A 19,039-nucleotide genomic window follows, 5' to 3' on the forward strand; every position below is an offset into this window, starting at 1 on the left:
CCGGTCTTGCGAACCGGCCCGCCGCGCGATCGGAATCGTCCGCGAGAACGTACGCCGTGATCGGCACCGCGCGGCGGCCCTCGCCTCCCACCGGGAGACGCCCCACCCCGACGCCCCCTTCGAAACCGGAAGGGCGGGGGCCGCCCGCACCGCTCGCCCATCGCCGACGCCCGGGGCCTGGACGCAACGGTCCGCAAGCCCGCGATTTCCGTCGATCCGTGCGATCCTCGACGCCGCGCGGGACGCTCCGCCCGGGCGACCAGCGTCTTGACCGCGCGGGGCGGTTGTCGGATAAGGAAAGGGTATCAACGGCGCCCCCCGTCCGGCCCACCGCGATCGCGGAGGCGACCGGGCCGCGCGTTCGCCGACCGGGCCCCCGCCCGGCGCGATCCCGGAGGCGCCCCGCCGGAGTCCGCACGATCTCCGGCTTAACCCGCCGCGGCCGACCGGACCGGATCCGGAGCCCCCGCGCGGCCGATCGGGCGTCGACGCGCCGGCCCGGCCGCCGCCGCAGCTCGCCCGGCCGAGAAGCGATTCCCATTCCGAAATCAGAGGATCATCATGAGTAAGTCGATCGCAGCGATCGCGCAGGTCAAGGGCCGCGAGATCCTGGACAGCCGAGGCAACCCGACCGTCGAAGTCGACGTCGTCCTGGCCGACGGCGCCCTCGGCCGCGCGGCGGTCCCCTCGGGCGCGAGCACGGGCATCTACGAGGCCGTCGAGCTGCGCGACGGCGACAAGAAGCGCTACCTCGGCAAGGGCGTCCAGAAGGCCGTCGCCAACGTCAACGGGGCGCTCGCCAAGGTGGTCGTCGGCCGCGACCCGTCCGACCAGATCGGCCTCGACCGCGCGATGATCGAGGCCGACGGCACCCCCAACAAGGGGAACCTCGGCGCCAACGCGATTTTGGGCGTCAGCCTGGCCGCCGCCAAGGCCGCCGCCGCCGCCCACGGCCTGCCGCTCTACCGCTACATCGGCGGGGCCAATGCCCACGTCCTGCCGGTGCCGATGGCCAACATCATCAACGGCGGCAAGCACGCCGACAACAAGATCGACTTCCAGGAATTCATGATCATGCCCGTCGGAGCCAAGAGCTTCTCCGAGGGCATCCGGGTCGTCGCCGAGATCTTCCACCAGCTCAAGTCGGTCCTCAAGAAGGCCGGCCACAACACCAACGTCGGCGACGAGGGCGGCTTCGCCCCCAACCTCGACAACGAAGAGGCGATCAAGTACATCCTCGACGCCACGACCAAGGCCGGATACGAGCCCGGCCGCGACAAGGACGTCGCCATCGCCCTCGACTGCGCCAGCTCCGAGCTGTTCGACGAGGGGGGCAAGAAGGGGTACAAATTCTGGAAGTCGGCCCCGGACAAGCTCCTCTCCAGCAAGCAGATGATCGAGCTGTTCGCCGACTGGGTCGCCAAGTACCCGATCATCTCGATCGAGGATCCGCTCGACCAGGACGACTGGGCCGGCTACACCGAGTTCACCAAGGAGCTGGGCGGCAAGGTGCAGATCGTCGGCGACGACTTCTTCGTCACCAACACCGAGCGCCTGGCCCGCGGCATAACCGAGAAGGCGACGAACAGCATCCTCATCAAGGTCAACCAGATCGGCACCCTGAGCGAGACGCTGGCCGCCATCGACATGGCCCATCGCGCCGGCTACACCTCGGTCATCAGCCACCGCTCCGGCGAGACCGAGGACGCCACCATCGCCGACATCGCCGTCGCCACCAACGCCGGCCAGATCAAGACCGGCTCCGCCAGCCGCTCCGACCGCATCGCCAAGTACAACCAGCTCCTCCGCATCGAAGAGCAGCTCGGCCCGGACGCCGTCTATGGCCCCGGCCCCAAGACCCGCGGCTGAGCGATCTGCAAGACGCCTCACCCCTCGATGCGGAAGGGACTCCCGCCGCATCGAGGGGCCCCTCACCCCCCTTTATCGACTCGCCCCGCGGCCACACGAAGCCGGGCCGATCCCCGCCCCGATGCGATTAGGTCGGGTGGTCATTCCTCGACGCGCTGCAGCGGCCGTGGCGAGCCGTCGCCGATGGTGAGTTCGACGGAGGCCGGACGACCCTGCGCGTCCTTCTCGAAGACGAGGCCGCCGTCGGTGTACGGCAGGACGAAGTGAAGCGGCGAGACCGGGACGACCCGCAGCGGGGTGGCGCGGAAGGGGAGCTTCATCAGCAGGTGGTCGTCCTGGCGGGTGACGACGATCTTCAAGGGGTGCTCGCCCTGCTTCTCCAGGTAGGAGCCGGCCAGGGCGTCGAGGTCGGCGGGCGCGAGGGCGATGAGCTTCGGCTCCTGGCGTTCGGCCTCGGTGGGGAGCCGACGTTCGGGGAGTTTGCGGAGCCAGATGTTGCGGAACTTGACGGGATGGCTGTGGTCCTGCAGCTCGATCGGGCCGGTGGAGACGCCGGGCTCGTAGGCCACCGCCTCCAGCCACGACGTCCCGCCGACGGGCGCCTCGTTGTCCTGGACCAGGACGCCGTTGAGGAAGGCCGTCACCCGCGCCGGCTCGCGAAGGGCGCCGTCGGGGCTGAACCTCGGGGCGCGGAAGGCGACGTCGTAGGCCTGCCACGCGCCGGGGGGGCGGGTCGCGTTGTAGAGCGGCGGGTACTGCCCGTAGAGCGCTCCGGCCATGCCGTCGGCGTAGGTGTCGGCCTGGTAGGAATCGATCACCTGAAGCTCGAACGCCCCCATCAGGAAGAGGCCGCTGTTGCCCCGGTCCTGGCCCTTGCCCCGGGGAGGATTGGGCGAGGCCCATTCCAGGTGGATCTGGACGTCCCCGAACGATTCCTTCGTGCGGATCGCCCCCGTCCCGGGTTTGACGACGAGCGCGCCGTCGGCGACCGTCCAACCGGCCGGCCCGCCGGCCTCGGTCTGCCAGGCGTCGAGGTTGCGACCATCGAACAGGACGACGGCGTCCTTCGGCGCCGGGGCCGCGAGCGACCATTCCGCCGGCTCGACGACCGTCGGCTTGGGACGGTGGACGTCATGCTGTCGCCAGCCGCTGGGCGTCGGGATCGAGGCGACCCGGGCCTGGTCCCCGGCCAGGCTTAGCGAGGCCGCGGCGACCGCGGAAACTCCCAGGAACAGGCGACCCAGCCGGCGCGAGGAGAGGAACATGATGGCGAGATCCTCATTCTTTGGCGACGCAGAACACAGCCCCCAGATGAAGAGGGCCAGTATAACTCGCTCGAATTCGGAAACGACCCCCCGCGTCAGAAACTCCGGGACGACAAGAAGGCACGCGTTGCCCGCGACCTACGCAGGCGGTGCCTCGCATTCGAGCGTCCCGCATACGTCGATGCTGAAAAGGGTGTCGGAATGTGTTCGCAAGGGGCCGAGTCCGAACTGACAGGACCGAGACGGGGTGGCGGCACGTTAATTGCTTAAGAAGTCGGCGTTCGGCACCCGGGACGATGCAGTCCTCCCATTTTCACCAGGGCGAGACTTGACGGATTCTCCTTCCACCATGAAAAACGCCGCGATCGCCGCGAATCCCGAGAGCTCGTTGCTGCTGACCCTGGAAGAGGTCAGCCTCCTCGTATCGCATTCGCACGATCCGCAAGACACGCTCACCAACACCGTGCGGCTGATCCACGGCCGTTTCCGGACCGACGTCTGCTCGGTCTACCTGATCGACCCCCAAGGGGGAGACCTGGTGCTGGCGGCCACGGTGGGTCTCGACCCCTCGTCCGTCGGCAGCGTCCGCATGCGGTTCGACGAGGGCCTCACGGGCCTCGTCGCCGAGCGGATGGCGCCCGTGATGGAGGCCGACGCCCCCGCGCACCCGCGATTCAAGTATTTCCAGGAGACGGGCGAGGACCGGTTCCGCTCGTTCCTGGGCGTGCCGATCATCGAGGCCGGCGCGGTCGAAGGCGTTCTCGTCGTCCAGACCATCGAGCGCCGGCCGTTCTCGCCGAACGAGGCGCGGATGCTGGTGACCGTGGCCTCGCAACTGGCCCCTCTCGTCACCGGCGCGAGGCTCCTGGAACAGGTCGCCGCCGGCTCGGTGGGCGACGCGACGACGACGCCCGCCGAATCGGAAACCTCCCTGCTTCGCGGACGCGGGCTCTCTCCCGGACGGGGCGTGGGCCTCGCCTACGTGGTCGACGACCGGGCGGCCACGGGCCTCCCGTCCGAGCGGACGGCCGCCGAGCCGGCCGCGGAGAAGGCGCGTCTGGCCGCCGCCGTCGAGGCCGCCCGCGAGGAGATCGCCCGTCTCAGCCGGCGGATCTCGCTCCTGGTGGGCGAGGACCATGGCGCGATCCTCCAGGCGCAACTCATGATCCTCCAGGATCGGAGCGTCGAGCGCGACCTCGACGGCCGCCTGGAGGCGGGCGATTCGGCCGAGGCCGCCGTGGCGGGGACGCTCGAAAAATACGTGGCGACGTTCGGCAAGATGACCAACCCGTTCTTCCAGGAGCGGATCTTCGACATCAAGGACGTCTTCCGGCGGATCGCCTGGCACCTCCGCCCGCGCGACGAGGCGGCGATCCTCGCCGGCGACGACCGCCTCATCCTGGTCGCCCGCGAGGCGTCCGTCCTCGACCTGTTCTCGGTGGACCTGGACCGGCTGGCCGGCGTCGTGGTCGAGCACGGCGGCCCCCAGAGCCACGCCGGCATCATCGCCCGCAGCCTGGGCGTGCCCATGGTCGGCCAGATCCTCGGCCTGCTCGAACAGGTGGGGCCCGGCCGTCGGGTGGCCATCGACGGCGGCGAGGGGACCCTGGACCTCGCCCCCTTCGAGGCCCCGCCGCGGAAGGCCCCCGACCCGGCGCTCGACGGCCGGGCCGGCGGCGCGTCGGCGATCCCGCCGCCCACCCTGCGGATCGCCGCGTCGACCGCCGCCCCCCTCCAGGCCGAGGCCGCCGAGACGCCGCGCGTCGAGGCCAACGTCAACCTGCTGGGCGAGGTCGGCCGGGTCTTGACCGCCGACGCCGGCGCGGTGGGCCTGTACCGCTCGGAGATGATCTTCCTCGCCCGCCGCACGCTGCCGACCGAGGAGGAGCAGGTCGAGATCTATCGCAAGCTCGTCGAGGCCGTCCGGGGCCGGTCGGTCACCATCCGGACGTTCGACCTCCGCCCCGACAAGCTCGCGCACGGCTCGGCCGTCGCCTCGGCGACCTCGCAGGCGCTCGACTGGCGGCTCGTGCTGGAGGCGCCCGCGCTGCAGCGGCTCTTCTACGAGCAGGTGAGGGCGATCCTCCGCGCCTCGGCGAGCGGGCCGGTCCGGTTGCTCGTCCCCCTGGTCAATCGCACGGCCCTGCTCGACTTCGCCCTGGACTCGATCCAGGAGGCGCGCCGCGAGCTGGCGCGCGAGGGCCTGCCCCACGGCCGCGACGTCCCCGTCGGCGCGATGATCGAGGTGGCGGCCGTCGCGCCGCTGATCTCCGACTGGGCCGAGCGGGTCGACTTCTTCTCGCTGGGGACGAACGACCTGATCGCCTCGGCCCTGGGCCAGGACCGCGATCACCCCGTCGGCGCGCGGGCCGACGACGCCTTGCACCCCGGCCTGGTCCGGATGATCGACCACATGATCCACGCCGCCCACGAAGCCGGTCGGCCGATCTCCGCCTGCGGCGAGATGGCCGCCGACCCCGCCGGAGCGCTCGTGCTGACGGCCCTCGGCGTCGACTCGTTGAGCGTGGCCGTCGACCGCATCCCCCACGTCCGCCGGGCCCTCGCCGGCTTCCCCCACCAGGCCCGTCCCGTCATCCGCGGGCTCATCCTCCAGGCGCGATCGACCGACGACGTGGTGCGAGCCGTCCAGCCGTTCCTGATCCACGCCGTGGCCTGATCGGCGTCTCGCGTGCCCGACTCAGGCGTCGGCCTCGTCGACCTCGACGCGATCGCGGCCGAGGGCCTTGGCGCGGTAGAGGGCGGCGTCGGCGCGGCGGATGAGCTGCGCGGCCGATTCGTCGCGCGCGGCCTGGGCGACGCCGAAGCTCGCGGTGAGTCGCCGCCGCCCCAGCTCCGGGGGCGTTGCGTCGGGGGTGGCGACGCGGATCCGCTCGGCGATCCGCGCGGCGACGTCGAGGGAGTGGTCCGGCAAGAGGATCACGAACTCGTCGCCGCCCAAACGGGCCGCCAGGTCCTCGGCCCGGCTCAGGCCCTGGAGCACGCCCGCGAACGCCGTCAGGGCGCGGTCTCCGACGTCGTGGCCCCAGCCGTCGTTGACGTCCTTGAAGTGGTCGAGGTCGGCCATCAGCAGGCAGAGCGGGCGATCCTCGCGAGCCTGGATCCCGAGGTGAAGCTCCAGCATCCGGTCGAGGCTCCGGCGGTTGGCCAGGCCGGTCAGCGGGTCGCTCTCGGCCGCCCGCCGGGCCTGGTGCAGGGCCTCCTCGACGGCGATCGCGGGCGTCGCGTCGCGGAGCACGACCAGCACGCCCAGGATCGCCCCGTCGTCGCCGCGCACGGGCGAGCATCGCACCTCGACCCACACCTGACGAGACTCGCGCCGGCGGACGAAGAGAAGTCGATCGACGCTGCGGCCTTCGATCAGGCTGCGGGACGAGGGGAGCTCCTCCCAGCGCAACGGGACGTCCGACCAGTCCGAGTAGGCGAGCTTCTCGACCGATCCGAACGGGGCGAGCATGTCCTCTCGTGGATAGCCCGTGAAGCGAGCGGCGGCCTCGTTCCACAGGAGGGCTCGCCCGCCGGGGTCGAGGAAATAGGCGGGGTCCGGCAAGGCGTCCAGCAGGCGGCCCGCGAGGCCGCGGCCGAATGGGCCCGGGCCCTCCACGCGATCGGGCTCGACGAAGCCGCCCTCGATCTCCCCGGCGATCGTCATGTCCGCGACGCCTCCCCAAAGCCGAGGGACGGGCCCGGCGGATCGGACGATCCGCCGCCCATCTTCATCATAGGCCCCGGGACGCGGCCGGCGGAGAGGCGGATCAGCTCGACGTCGACGCGGGACCGGCGGCGGGGTTGAGGCGCTTGATGAGCGTGACCTCGTTGCCGCGCGTGTTGTAGTGGAAGTCGTCGACCAAGCCGCGGGCGAGCATGATCCCGAAGCCCCCCTCGCGGATCCCCAGCTCGTTTCGGAGGTCGATGTGGCCGATGGGATCCTCGTCGGAGGCGGCGTGCGGGATGCGGCCCGGATTGAAGCCCGGCCCCTGGTCCTGGATGATCAGGGTGATGGCCTCGGCGTCGATACGATAGGTGATCCGCAGCACCAGGTCGGCGTTCTTGCGGTGGCCCCACTCGATCGCGTTGCCCCCCATCTCCATCACGGCCTGCTTCAGGTCCTTGATCTGGCGGTCGGTCAGGGGGGTGTGGGCGAACATGTCGGCCAGCATGTCGTTGGCCTGCTGCAGGTAGGTCAGCTCGCTGCGGATGTCGAAGTTGATCTCGCCCGAGGTCCCCCGCTTGCGGTGCTCCTCGTTCCATGCCAGCGCCTCGTCCATGGCCCGGAAGAGCTGGTCGGGCGAGAACGGCTTGGCCAGGTAGCCGTTGGCCCCGACCCGGACGCCGGCGACCCGATGATGGTCCTCGTGCAGCGCGGTGACCATGACGATCGGGATCAGGTTCGTCTCGCGGTCCCGCTTGAGCGCGTCGCAGATGGCGAAGCCGTCGAAGTCCGGCAGCATCACGTCCAGCAGGATCAGCGCGGGCCGGTGCTCGGCGATCGCCGCCTTGACCTGCGCGCCCGCGTAGAGCTGGATCGGTTCGAAGCCGCGAGACCGGACGAAACTCGCCAAGACGTCGTTGGTGTCGCGCTCATCGTCGACGATCAGAACCGTGCGCGGCATGGGCATAACTCGAAAGTGCGTACGGAATAGCGAGGAGATCCGGCGGCGTCGCCCGGGACGTCGGCGGAGATTCGCAACCATTGTCCCGCGCGGCCCCGGCCGTGACAAGGGATTGATCCGGCCGAGTTCACCCCCGGACCCGACCACGCCCGCGTCATTCCAGACCGGAGACCGCGCCCCAAGGCCGACCCGGCGGGCGCGTTCCGTCCCAGGCTCTCGACGCCTGGGGGAAATCCTGGGCGTCTCCAGGGCGGCCCGACGTCTCCACCAGTAATCTAAGAGTGCGAGGTCCGACCTGTCCAGACCTCCCCCGGCGGCCGCCCGGCCCCATCGGCCCCGAGCGAGGACGAGCGAGCCGTTCGGAGCCTTACGACCTTGCGACGTCTCCTATCCTTTTCGGATACAGTCGTGACACGGATGTAAACGACTCTTATGTCAATCGGATTCAATTAGGCTGTTGCAAGCCGCCGCTCCGGACACTATACTCCGGGCACTCGTGTTTCGTAACATTCGAGCGAGTCGTGCAGATTAAATTTCGCTCATCTTTGATCCTTTCGATTCCAACCAATCGAGATCAGCGGAATTTCGCTTCGGGCCGGACGTGCGGCGGATCGCGCTTCGGCGAGTGATGGAAACGGACCCCGACCGGGACCTCGAACGGGGCCCCGCGCCGACCGTCCGATGTTCCGACGCGATGAGGCGTTCGGCCGACTCGTAGGTGTCGAGGTCCGATCGCCGTGGCGGCGATCCTCATTTCGGGAGGGTGTTCATGGGGAATCTGAAGGTGGCCCGCCGGCTGCTGCCGCTCGTCGTCGCCCTGGTCGTCTTCGCCCAGGGGTGCGGGGGCGACGAGGGGGGGGGATCGGGTCGATTCGTGCCTAATGAGAATAAAATCGAGAAAATCGACGGCCTGAGCCCGTCGGAGGCGTTCCACAAGGGCGAGCGCAAACGTTGAGGCTTTTGGCCCTCACCTCGTCCGCTCGGCCTCACCGTACCTCGTCATCGCGTCCATAAGTCGTCCCACTCCGGAGGTCCAGGTTCATGAGATCGTCGTCCCGCCGCGGCTTCACCCTGATCGAACTGCTCGTCGTGATCGCCATTATCGCCGTCCTGATCGCCCTGCTGCTGCCGGCCGTGCAGTCGGCCCGCGAGGCCGCCCGCCGCGCCCAGTGCACCAACAACCTGAAGCAGATCGGCCTCGCGCTCCACAACTACCATTCCTCCACGAACGTCTTCCCGATGGGCGGCTCGCGCTCCAACCGCATCTACCAGGCGACGGGCACGAGCTACGACGACTGGACGACGTGGAGCGCCCACGCGCTCATGCTCCCCTACATCGAGCAGGGGCCGCTGTACAACGCGATCAACTTCGCGTTCTCGCCCGAAGAGTCCGACGGCACGCCGAACGCGGCCCAGTCGACGGTCGTGCTGACGATCGTCAACGGCTACCTCTGCCCGTCCGACCCCAACGCGGGCCGTCGCAACACCAACAGCTACCACGGCTCGTACGGCACCACGACGAACAGCAACCTGTACTATCCCAACGACAACAACAACGCGGGCTGCAACGGCCTGTTCTCGATCATGATGCCCTACGGCCTGAAGGACTGCGCCGACGGCGCCTCGAACACCGTCGCCTTCGCCGAGGCCCTGGTGGGCAACGGCCTGGGCAACGGCCGGATCGGCGGCGGCGGCTCCAGCCCCAGCACGTACCGCGGCAACGTGGTCATGCCCGCCTCCGGAGAGCCGGCCAACTCCCGCGTCTTCAACGGGTCCAGCCAGCAGGCGGCGGTGCTCGCCGGCCTCCAGGCCTGCGCCACGTCGTTCGTGCCGGGCAACATCGCCGACCACCGCGGCTGGCGCTGGGCCGACGGCACGACCGGGTTCACGATGTTCAACACCATCCAGACCCCGAATGACAACCAGTACCGCTTCAACGGCTGCCGCTTCGGCTGCGGCGCCGGCTGCAACATGGACGGCGGCTTCAGCTACGCCGCCAGCAGCGCCCACCCGGGCGGCGTCAACGCCTGCATGGCGGACGGCAGCGTCCGCTACGTCAAGGACTCCGTCAGCCGGATGACCTGGTGGGCCCTCGGCACCCGCGACGGCGGCGAAGTCGTCTCTTCCGACAGTTATTGATCTCGATCGACCTTCACGGCCCGGGACGGCCGACCTCGCGCCGTCCCGGGCCGCTCCACGTCCTCCGGCGCCCGATTTGCGTCCTCCGACTCGCAGCGATGAGACCCCATCCTCGAGCCAGTTCGGAGTCGACGCGATGCACAGCGGCGTGAAGAAGGCCCTCGCCATCACGGCGGCGGGAGTCGGCGCGGCGATCGCCGCGCGGGCGTTCGTCCGGCATCGGAGGATGATCAGCCTCGCCGGCCGGACCGTCCTCATCACCGGCGGTTCGCGGGGACTCGGCCTGGTCCTGGCCCGCGAATTCGCCCACCAAGGCGCGCGGATCGCCATCTGCGCTCGCGACGGCGACGAGCTGGCCCGCGCCCGGGCCGACCTCGCGGCCCGCGGTGCGGACGCCGCGACCTTCGTCTGCGACGTGACCGACCAGTCCCAGGTCGACCGGACGGTCGACCAAGTGCTGGACCGTTTCGGCCGCCTCGACGTCCTGGTCAACAACGCCGGGGTCATCCAGGTCGGCCCGTTCGAGGAGACGACGGTCGAGGATTTCGAAGAGGCGATGGCGACCCATTTCTGGGGCCCCCTCTACACGACCCTGGCCGTCCTGCCTTCGATGCGCGAGCGCGGCGAGGGCCGGATCCTCAACATCGCCTCGATCGGCGGCAAGGTGGCGGCGCCGCACCTGCTCCCCTACAGCTCCAGCAAGTTCGCCCTGATCGGCTTTTCGGAAGGCCTCCGCGCCGAACTGCTGAAGGACGGGATCTACGTGACCGCGGTGGCCCCCGGCCTCATGCGGACGGGGAGCATCCACAAGGCGACGTTCAAGGGGCAGCACCAGAAGGAATTCGCCTGGTTCGCCATCGGCGACTCGATCCCGGGCCTTTCCATGAGCGCCGAGTCCGCCGCGCGCAAGATCGTCGACGCCGCCCGTCACGGCGACGCCGAGGCGATCCTCTCCCTCCCCGCCCACCTCATGGCCAAGGCCCACGGCCTCTTCCCGGGCCTCTTCGCCGACGCCATGGGCCTCATGAATCGCTTCGTCTTCCCCGCCCCCGGCGGGATCGGCAAGCGCAAAGTCGAGGGCAAGGACAGCCGATCCGCCCTCGCCCCCGCCTGGGCCACGATCCTGAGCGACCGCGCCGCGTTCCGAAACAACGAGCTGTGAGGGCCTTCGCGACGGCGACCGCTCGACTCACGGTGATCCCAACGCCCGTGCGACCTCGGCCTCGATGTCCTCGCCCTGGAGGTTCTGCCCCCTCAGGGCGCCGTCGGGGCCGATGAGGAAGAGCGCCGGGAGGGCCTGGACGTGGTAGGCGTCTTGGACCCCGCCCTCGGACCACTCGCCGAGGTAGCCCTGCGCCCAGGGAACGCCCTTCTCGGCGATGAGCCTGCGAGCCGCTTCCTTGTCAGCGTCCAGGCTCAGGCCGAGGATGGCGAACCGCCCGTCGTCGGCGAATCGATCGTGCAGGTCCTTGAGATAAGGGATCTCGGCGAGGCATGGGCCGCACCAGGAAGCCCAAAAGGCGACCAGGACGAACTTGCCCCGAAGATCCTCCAGCTTCACGCGACCGCCGTCCAACGTCTCGACGTCGAAGGCCGGGACCCGCTCGCCGACCTTGAGAGCTTGCCTGGGCTTCGGATGCAGGACGCCCAGGTCGAAGGGCTCATCGCTGCGGCCGCCTGGGATGCTGGGGATGACGAATTGCCGTGTCGCGACGGCGACTTTCGCCGGGTCGGCGAGCGGTCCCTGGACCCGTTCGGATTGATAGGCGAGCTTCAGGCGATAATCGCCCGGCGGCACGTCCTCGATCCGAACCGTCCCGTCGGGCCGGATTTTCACCAACCGCCACTCGTGTCGACCTCGCCGATATTCTCGGCCTTCGGACGAAGCCCACCAGTTGCGGAGCCATGTGAAATTCGCATCGCGTCCCGCGGGTTGGACTTTGGGACGCGAGGGGATCGCAGGTCGGTCGCTCACCAGATCGACCCAGGAGTTCGCCGCGTAATCGGCGTTGGGAGCGAAGCCGGCGGGCGTCGCGATCCGGGCGACGACCGGTCGCCCGACGGAGCCCGGGTCGAAGCGGGTGGTCTCGCCGGCCTTGACGTCCACCAGATCGCCGGACGAGCCCGTCCGATCCGAGCCTCCCCGGCTTCCAACGGCCACGCTGGCCTCGCCGGGGATCACCCGCGCGAAGGCGTATCGTCCTTCCTGATCGGCCTTCACCTCCTCGACGTTCGAGATGCTCGGATTCTCGGAGACGCCCAGCCGGGCGGCGGCGTACCGGATCGTCACCCCGACGGCGAGCTTGCCACCGATGCGAGCGACCCCTTCGAGCCGCCCCCAGGGCTGAGTCTTCACCGTCGGGTCGGCCTCGAAAGCCGCTCCATCAACTTCCGCATAGAACTCGGGATGGGCGACGACCACCTCAAACCGCCGACCGGGCGAGTCGGACTCGCGGACCAGGTTGAATCGACCTCGCTCGTCGGTTTTCGTCGCCAGGCTCGTCGCATCGGCCTGGATCGAGCCGTCCCGGATCCGGACCGAGGGCGACGGGACGTTCCCCGTCGTCCGCGGGTAGGCGATCGCGACGTCGGCCCCGGCCAGCGGCGCGCCGTCAGGTCGGCGGACGACGCCCGCGAGGGCGTTGCCATCCTCGGCCTTGAGCGGCGCGAGAACGACGTCGTACGTCGCGAACTTCTCGTCACCGCGGAAGACCCGAGACACATGGGTCGCGTATCCCTTGGATTGGATGCGGAGGCGGAATTCGGGCGTCTCCTCGACCTTCACGTCCGCCTGCAACTCCCCCTGATAGGCGAACACTTCCGGCTTCTCTCTCCATGTCGCCTCGCCTTCGCCGACGGGCGTCGTCCCGACCTCGACCTGGATCTCGTCGATCCGCTTGCGCGTCACGGCGTCGCGGACTTTGCCCGCGATCGACAGGGACCTTTCCAGCGTGAACACCGCCTCGCCGTCGGCGTTGGAGACGCGACGAAACGTGATCCCCAGGAAGCCCGCCCGGCTGACGTTCATGAGGATCGGCTCGTTCGGGGCGTCGTCCCAGCGGAATCGGCCGTCGGCGTCGGTGTTCAAGAAAACGCCGAGGGCCCGGGTGGATCGCCATTGATCGACGACGACGAAGGCGTCGGCGATCGGGTTTCCCTTCGAGTCGACGACGCGGCCCGACAGGCTCGACGCCGGACGGAGGCTGATCGCGACCGGTGCGGCACCGTCCTTGGCCTCGACGAACTGGAACTCGGGAGCATGCCCGGCGGCCTTGACCTGGAGGCCCACGCGACCGGGCTGGACGTGCGGGAAACGGAAACGTCCCTGGGCATCGGCGCTCGTCGTGGGCAAGTCGCCGTGGAATACGGTGTTCTCACGCCCCCCGACAAGCCAGCCGACCTCGGCCCCCCGGATCGGCCTCCCCTGCGGGTCGCGGACCTCGCCGGCGACCTCGACCCCGCGCGTCATCACCTGGACGTCGAAGAAGTCGCGAAGGCTCGCCATCGGCTGCGTATCGAACGCAGGCTGGCCCCCGACGTCGGGACGGCCGTGCCGGCGGGCGTCCAGGGGGCCGTCGGAGACGAAGTCCGGATGCGTCAGGTAGAGGTAGGCGAACGTCATCTTGCGGAAGCACCGGCATCGCCAGCGACCCTGGGCGTCGGTGAGGGCCTCGACCATGTAACACAACTCGGCCGGCTGCTTCTTCTCGCCGAGGTAGCCCCAGATCGCGACCTTGACCCCGGCGATCGGTCGACCTTGCTCGTCGTTCACGACGCCACCCAACGACTCCTCGCCGGGAAGCAGTTCCACCCCGATCCGATCGGGGATCTTCGGGTCTCGGGGGTCGTCCTGGGAGAAGAAATACCGCTGTTGGACGTAGCCGTCCGCCCAGACGTCGATGCTGAAAGCGTCCCTTCGGAATTTTCGCCGGGAGAGATCGATCCGGAGCCGACCCTCGCGGTCCGTCTCCAGGTCCGACGTCACCATGTCGATCAACGGTCGGACGATCGCCCCGGCCAGAGGCTTGCCGGTGTCCTTCGCGAGCACGACCACCTCGACCGAATCGGGCGCCTTCGCGTCGGCGTCGTGCTTCGCCGGGGCCGGCTTCGCGGGCTCCTGGGCCGCCCTGGCCGTGACGCGGGCGGGCTCGAACGAGCCGAGGGCGGCGGCCGCGACGGCCGCGGTCAGGAGGAAAGCCACGCGCACCGGCCGGCGCGACAGGCATCGCGAGGCGCCTCGCGTGCGGTCGATCCACGCCAGCCGCCGGCCCAGGTTCGAGGTCCGGGCCATCGCCAACCCGATCGTCGGGTCGGGGCGGCGGATCAGGCCCGAGGCCACGGCCAGCAGCGACTCCCGGTACTCCGAGGCCCCGCCGAGGGCGTGGACGCAGAGGTCGTCGCACGCCTGTTCGCGGACCGCGCCGATGGTCCTCCCCATGAGCCAGGCCAGCGGGTGCGGCCAGTAGAACGCCTGCACGACCTTCCTGGCGAGGTTCCAGCCGAAATCGCCGCGGCGGACGTGCGCCAGCTCATGCAGCACCACGGCGTCGATCACGCGATCCGTCGCCGTCGCGACCAGTCCGCGAGGCAGCACGACGGCCGGGCGCAGCCAGCCCACGACCAGCGGGACCGAGACGCGATCGGTCGCCCGCAAGGCCACCGGTCGATCGACTCCCAGCCGGCCCCGCCAGCGGTCACGAGCCTCGATCCAGCGTGGGGCGTCGACTGGCTCGCAGGCCCGACGAAGTCGACCCACCCCGATCAACGACGCGGCCAGCCGGAGCAGCAAGGCTGCCACGACAGCCAGGTACGCGGTCACGACCATCCCCGCCGCGCCGACGCGCCGCCAGCCGCCGACGGCGGGCGCGACGGCCGTCGGCCGAGGCGCCGTCACGGGTCGGGATGGATCGACGGGCCGATGATCGAGAGGGCTCTCCAGGGCCGGCGGCGTCGGCTCGGGCAAGGCCGGCGAGACATCGACGTCGGCGACGATCCTCGCGGGGGGACGGGACGCGACCCGCCCGGGAAGGACGACCGCGCGCCATCGAGGGAAGGCCATGCCGACCAGAGGCAGCAAGGACATGCCGACGAGGCAGGCGTTCCAGAGCGCCGAACGGGAAAGGGTGCGCCGGCGCCCCAGCGCGAAGTGGACCGCGAAGGCCAGGGTCATGAGCACCGTCGCCTTGAGCGCCGCGTCGAGCGCGAACGAGGCGATCCGGGACGCTGCGATCATCGAGCCGACGTCGTCGATCATATCCGTCCTCCTTCCGACCCACCGCCGTCTTTCCGCCGCCTTGCGGGTTTCGCCTTCGCCGGCTCGGGCACCCCTCGCCGGAGCGCGTCGAGCTGTTCCGGGGTGATCTGCTCGTCCTCGATCAGCCGCAGCACCAGGTCCTCGGCCGAGCCGCCGAAGAACCGCGCCAGCAGGCTGCCGAGCGCCTTACGCTGGGCCTTCGTCCGCTCGACCGCGGCGCGGTAGACGTACGCTTTGCCCCGGGCCTCGTGGGCGAGGTACCCCTTCCCCTCCAGCACCCTCAGGAGAGTCCGCACGGTCGAATCGTGCAGCGGCTCGGGGAGCGCCTCGCGGACCTGATCCGCCGTCGCCTCGCCCAGCCGCCACACCGCCTCCATAACCTCGGCCTCACGCCCCGTCAACGCCGGCTCCGGCGGTCGCGCCATGACTCCCTCGCTTTCCGTTAGTTTCCTAACACGTTGAACCCTACGGCCGCCGAGGCGCGGGGTCAAGACGATCCCGTTAGTTTTCTAACGGACGATGGAGCGGTCGCCCGGCACGCATGGCCGGAGAATGGGCGAGCCCCCGATTCGAGGATCGACGGCTTTCGTGCTCGTCTTCCGGCGCGGGGGGAAAGACGTTCGGGCCCGGACCTCGACGCCGGGTGGTCAACGCGAAGGGGCCGGACGCGGGCGAGACGGCCGTTCGGCTCGTCCCCCCCGGCGCCCGGCCCCGCCGGCCGACTTCGATCCTGGAGATCGATCAGGGCTCGTTGGCGTTGAGGCTGGCCTTGAGGACCTGGTCGATCCGGTGGCGCAGCTCCTTGAGGTGGGCCAGGGTCGTGTCGTCGATCTTCGGCTCCTTGCGGGCGACGGCCTCGTCGATCTTGCGGGCGATCTCGTCGAGGTGCAGCCGGGCCAGGTTCTTGGCGTCGGGGGGGACTTCGGAGGAGCCGCCGAGGAGGATGACGTAGCTGTACATCGACAGCATGCCGTCATTGCTCTTGGGGCCCAGGACCATCGTGCTCAGGCGCTTGACGTACTCGCGCTGGAGGTTGCGGCGGATGGTCGAGATCGACGTCGGCGAGGGCCCGGCCGGCGGCGGGGCCAGCTCCGAGAAGACGCCGTCGGTGAACGAGCGGAAGACCTCCTCGATCTTCAGCGGGTTGGCGCCCGGCTCGCTCTGGGCCTCCTGGTTCTGGAGCCGCTGGAGGGTCGACGCGGCGAGGCACTCGTCGAGGGCGATCCCCTGGATGTTCAGGATCGCCCCGTAGATGGGATAGCCCACGCCGCCGGACAGGGAGAAGCCGTGATCCTGCCACGACTCGCGGACCAGCTTGCGGAGCAAGGCCGGCGAGAACTGGAACGCCTTGTCCGACAGGATGCGGTCGACGAGGAGCTTGAGCGCCTCGCGCTGCTTGTCGCCGGCGACGGGGACGACCGGGTCCTTCGCCTTCTCCGACCCCTTGAAGTCGCGGCTGACCGACTGGCCGCCGATGTACTCGGCCGCGAGATAGGCGCCGTTGCCGAACTGGCTGACGCAGGCCCCGAAGGCCGACCGCAGGCGGCTCCACGACTCGTCGTCGCGGACGACTTTCTTGTCCAGGTCCTTCAGCAGCTCGGCGGCCATCTCCATGCGCTGGCGGCCGTAGGCGAGGGTGTCGTTGGTGAGGTCGTAGGTGTTGACCTGGGGGTCGTAGTTGTAGAAGTCGTCGTCGGTGGCGAAGGTCAGGTCGGGGTCGGGGGACTTGGCGGCGACCTTCTTCAACTCGGCCGCCTCGTCGCCGTCGATCGGCTTGTAGGCGTACTCGATGGCCCAGTAGTCGTAGGGGCCGATGGTCGTCGAGGCGTAGTCGCCCTGCTTCTGGCCCTTGGGCGCGACGTTGATGGGGTTGTAGTCCATCACGCTGCCGGCCATCCCCTTGGCGTGGGTGACGTTCGTGTCGTTGACTTCTTCAGGGCGGAGCATGACGCTCGCCTTGAAGTTGTGCCGCAGGCCCAGCGAGTGGCCGACCTCGTGCATCACGACTTCCTTGATCGCCTGGCCCAGGAAGCCCTCGGGGAGTTTGGGCTCCTCGGGCTTCTTGTCCTTGTCGCCATCCTTCTTCGCCTCCTCGGCGGCGAGGCTGGCCAGGGCGAGCGACGCGAACCGCATCTCGCTCGACTTGGCGGCGGAGTAATTGCAGCTCGCCAGCCGGCCCTGGCTCATGCGGCGGTAGAGCTGCGCCTGGATCGGATCCCAGCCGATGGGGACGACGTCGAGCGCCATCGCGGCCGACGCGCCCGAAGCCGTGGGCAAGCCGACCCGCGCGGCCCGCTGGACGGCGTCGCGGCGCGAGCCCGGCGGCGGCACGGGCAGGCCGAAGCCCTGCTTGCTCGCCATGATCGGGCTGACCACCTCGGCCATCGCCAGCGGCACCACCGACTCCGTATCGCCGCCCTGCGCGACGGGCGTCGGCACGCCGACGATCATCGCGTACTCTTCCTTCCAGGTCTTGATCCAGCTGGCGTCGAAGATGACGTCGCCGTCGATCATCTCGCCCGTCATCGGGTCGCTGCGCAGGCCGGACATCGCGTACGTCGACCCCGTGGTGATCCAGCGCAGGGTGCAGTAGTTGATGTCCTCGGGCTCGAAGTCGTCCTGCTCGTTCTGCCAGCGGACGGCCATGGCGTTGAGGAAGCCGATCTTCTCGAACGCCTTGTTCCACTCGAGGATCCCCTGCTCCACGTACGGCCGGTGCTCGAGCGGGACGTTGTCCTCGATCCACCAGACGATCTGCTTCTTGGGGGGCGAGAGCTTGGCCTTGGGGTCGGACTTCTCCAGCCGCCAACGGTTGATCATCCGCTTGGCGTCGGTGTCGGGGTTCGCCTGGCTGTAGTCGGTGACGGCGTTGAGGAAGTGGCCGACCCGGTAATCCGCCAGCCGGGGCTTGTACCCGGACTCGGGCGCCTTGCAGAGGCTGTAGTGGATGACCATCGTCATCCCCCGCGGGTCGACCACCGGCGAGGCCCCCCCGCCGAAGAACATCGACCCGAAACGCCCCCCGGTGAAGGTGGCCTCGACCTGGATCTCGACGTTGTTGGGATACGCCCGGATCTTGAACCAGCGCGAGCGGTTCTTGTCGATCGAACCCAGCCCGACCTGGGCGAAGTCGCCCATGAAGACGTCGCCCAGGTCCACCACGAGCGCGCCGCTGGCGGGGCTGATGCTGAGGATCGGCAGCGCCATCAGGATCGAGTCGGTGTAGTTCTGCTTGACCGCCTTCTCCAGCGGCGTCCCCGAGGCCGCCGTGAAGTGCACGTTGCGGCGGACGAGCTGGAGCTTGTCGTCGATGCGGCGGAAGGAGAGCACCCACTCGTCGCCGAAGTTCAGCGGGTTGCCCGCGCTGGCGGAGCCCCGGGCGATCACGATGGGCGCGAGGATCGGCTGGTCGAGCTGGCCCGGCTTGATCTCGGCGTAGAGGTGCTGCTCCTTCTCGTGAAGGGTCAGGAAGCCCTCGTACTTCTTGGCGTCCTTGGTCAGCTCGTGGAAGTCCTGGAACTTCTTGGGCTCGGCCGGCTTGTTCGCCGCCGGATCGCCGGGCCTGGCCGGCTCCTGACCGATCGCCCCCGGCCCGCTCGTCAGGCCGGCCAGGAGCGCCGCGGCGAGCGCGGCTCCCGGCAAACGCTTCAACAAATCCATCGTCGCCTCCAGAACGAGATCCCATGCTTCACAACAAGATGGGCCGCGGGCGACGGGAGGCCGCAGACTCGACCGAAGCCGTCCACCCCGCCCAGTCGCAATCTTCGACAAAAGTCACAGCGAAAAGCAAGAGGCCGCCTCCCCGTTCTTTAGGAGTCGCTTCCGACCGTGACGATGGACGTTTCGCCCCTCGCGACCGGATCGCGGCGGCTCGCGAGCGC

At 69.5% G+C, this 19,039-nt stretch carries 11 protein-coding genes; 5 read left to right on the forward strand and 6 right to left on the reverse strand.

The window, feature by feature from the left end; translation table 11 throughout:
* Positions 1–573 precede the first annotated feature (573 nt).
* Positions 574–1,869, forward strand: a complete 1,296-nt coding sequence (gene eno, locus PZE19_RS19980) for a phosphopyruvate hydratase (RefSeq protein ID WP_277864377.1) — start codon at positions 574–576, stop codon at positions 1,867–1,869.
* A gap of 140 nt (positions 1,870–2,009) precedes the next feature.
* Here the strand turns inward: eno and PZE19_RS19985 are convergent, their stop codons facing one another.
* A complete protein-coding gene (locus PZE19_RS19985; protein ID WP_277862364.1) occupies positions 2,010–3,134 on the reverse strand; it encodes a 3-keto-disaccharide hydrolase in 1,125 nt (374 codons plus the stop codon).
* 349 nt (positions 3,135–3,483) lie between these two features.
* Between PZE19_RS19985 and PZE19_RS19990 the strand changes: the two genes are divergently transcribed.
* Entirely contained in the window at positions 3,484–5,811 is a 2,328-nt protein-coding gene (locus PZE19_RS19990; protein WP_277862365.1) for a putative PEP-binding protein, read from the forward strand.
* A 21-nt stretch (positions 5,812–5,832) separates the two neighbouring features.
* On the opposite strand, the gene PZE19_RS19995 is transcribed toward PZE19_RS19990, so the two are convergent.
* Both PZE19_RS19995 and PZE19_RS20000 read right to left on the reverse strand, forming a co-directional pair.
* On the reverse strand, positions 5,833–6,804 hold the full coding sequence (locus PZE19_RS19995) for a sensor domain-containing diguanylate cyclase (protein WP_277862366.1): 972 nt from the start codon (positions 6,802–6,804) through the stop codon (positions 5,833–5,835).
* Positions 6,805–6,907: 103 nt separating this feature from the next.
* Positions 6,908–7,765 carry a response regulator gene (locus tag PZE19_RS20000; protein ID WP_277862367.1) on the reverse strand — a complete coding sequence of 286 codons (858 nt, stop codon included), beginning with the start codon at positions 7,763–7,765 and terminating at the stop codon, positions 6,908–6,910.
* Between the two features lie 769 nt (positions 7,766–8,534).
* On the opposite strand from PZE19_RS20000, the gene PZE19_RS20005 reads away from it, so the two are divergent.
* The 3 genes from PZE19_RS20005 (at position 8,535) to PZE19_RS20015 (ending at position 11,066) form a co-directional block, all read left to right on the forward strand.
* Entirely contained in the window at positions 8,535–8,720 is a 186-nt protein-coding gene (locus PZE19_RS20005; RefSeq protein ID WP_277862368.1) for a hypothetical protein, read from the forward strand.
* A gap of 86 nt (positions 8,721–8,806) precedes the next feature.
* A complete protein-coding gene (locus PZE19_RS20010) occupies positions 8,807–9,904 on the forward strand; it encodes a DUF1559 domain-containing protein (protein WP_277862369.1) in 1,098 nt (365 codons plus the stop codon).
* Positions 9,905–10,040: 136 nt separating this feature from the next.
* Positions 10,041–11,066, forward strand: coding sequence for an SDR family NAD(P)-dependent oxidoreductase (locus PZE19_RS20015; protein WP_277862370.1), 1,026 nt, complete (start codon positions 10,041–10,043; stop codon positions 11,064–11,066).
* Between the two features lie 27 nt (positions 11,067–11,093).
* On the opposite strand, the gene PZE19_RS20020 is transcribed toward PZE19_RS20015, so the two are convergent.
* From PZE19_RS20020 to PZE19_RS20030, 3 genes are all read right to left on the reverse strand, one after another.
* A complete protein-coding gene (locus tag PZE19_RS20020) occupies positions 11,094–15,158 on the reverse strand; it encodes a carboxypeptidase regulatory-like domain-containing protein (RefSeq protein ID WP_277862371.1) in 4,065 nt (1,354 codons plus the stop codon).
* Positions 15,155–15,583 (reverse strand): BlaI/MecI/CopY family transcriptional regulator, encoded by a 429-nt coding sequence (locus PZE19_RS20025; protein ID WP_277862372.1) that lies wholly within the window; start codon positions 15,581–15,583, stop codon positions 15,155–15,157. Before PZE19_RS20025 ends, PZE19_RS20020 begins: the two co-directional genes overlap by 4 nt.
* 316 nt (positions 15,584–15,899) lie before the next feature.
* A complete protein-coding gene (locus PZE19_RS20030) occupies positions 15,900–18,818 on the reverse strand; it encodes a zinc-dependent metalloprotease (RefSeq protein ID WP_277862373.1) in 2,919 nt (972 codons plus the stop codon).
* Between the last annotated feature and the right edge of the window lie 221 nt (positions 18,819–19,039).

It is taken from the genome of Paludisphaera mucosa (assembly GCF_029589435.1).
Classification (GTDB): domain Bacteria; phylum Planctomycetota; class Planctomycetia; order Isosphaerales; family Isosphaeraceae; genus Paludisphaera; species Paludisphaera mucosa.

What these genes read in the sequence shown, in the direction of transcription:
- PZE19_RS19985 (WP_277862364.1), bottom strand. Translation starts at nt 3,134, where the DNA reads ATGTTCCTCTCCTCGCGCCGGCTGGGTCGCCTGTTCCTGGGAGTTTCC.
- PZE19_RS19990 (WP_277862365.1), top strand. Translation starts at nt 3,484, where the DNA reads ATGAAAAACGCCGCGATCGCCGCGAATCCCGAGAGCTCGTTGCTGCTG.
- PZE19_RS19995 (WP_277862366.1), bottom strand. Translation starts at nt 6,804, where the DNA reads ATGACGATCGCCGGGGAGATCGAGGGCGGCTTCGTCGAGCCCGATCGC.
- PZE19_RS20000 (WP_277862367.1), bottom strand. Translation starts at nt 7,765, where the DNA reads ATGCCGCGCACGGTTCTGATCGTCGACGATGAGCGCGACACCAACGAC.
- PZE19_RS20005 (WP_277862368.1), top strand. Translation starts at nt 8,535, where the DNA reads ATGGGGAATCTGAAGGTGGCCCGCCGGCTGCTGCCGCTCGTCGTCGCC.
- PZE19_RS20010 (WP_277862369.1), top strand. Translation starts at nt 8,807, where the DNA reads ATGAGATCGTCGTCCCGCCGCGGCTTCACCCTGATCGAACTGCTCGTC.
- PZE19_RS20015 (WP_277862370.1), top strand. Translation starts at nt 10,041, where the DNA reads ATGCACAGCGGCGTGAAGAAGGCCCTCGCCATCACGGCGGCGGGAGTC.
- PZE19_RS20020 (WP_277862371.1), bottom strand. Translation starts at nt 15,158, where the DNA reads ATGATCGACGACGTCGGCTCGATGATCGCAGCGTCCCGGATCGCCTCG.
- PZE19_RS20025 (WP_277862372.1), bottom strand. Translation starts at nt 15,583, where the DNA reads ATGGCGCGACCGCCGGAGCCGGCGTTGACGGGGCGTGAGGCCGAGGTT.
- PZE19_RS20030 (WP_277862373.1), bottom strand. Translation starts at nt 18,818, where the DNA reads ATGGATTTGTTGAAGCGTTTGCCGGGAGCCGCGCTCGCCGCGGCGCTC.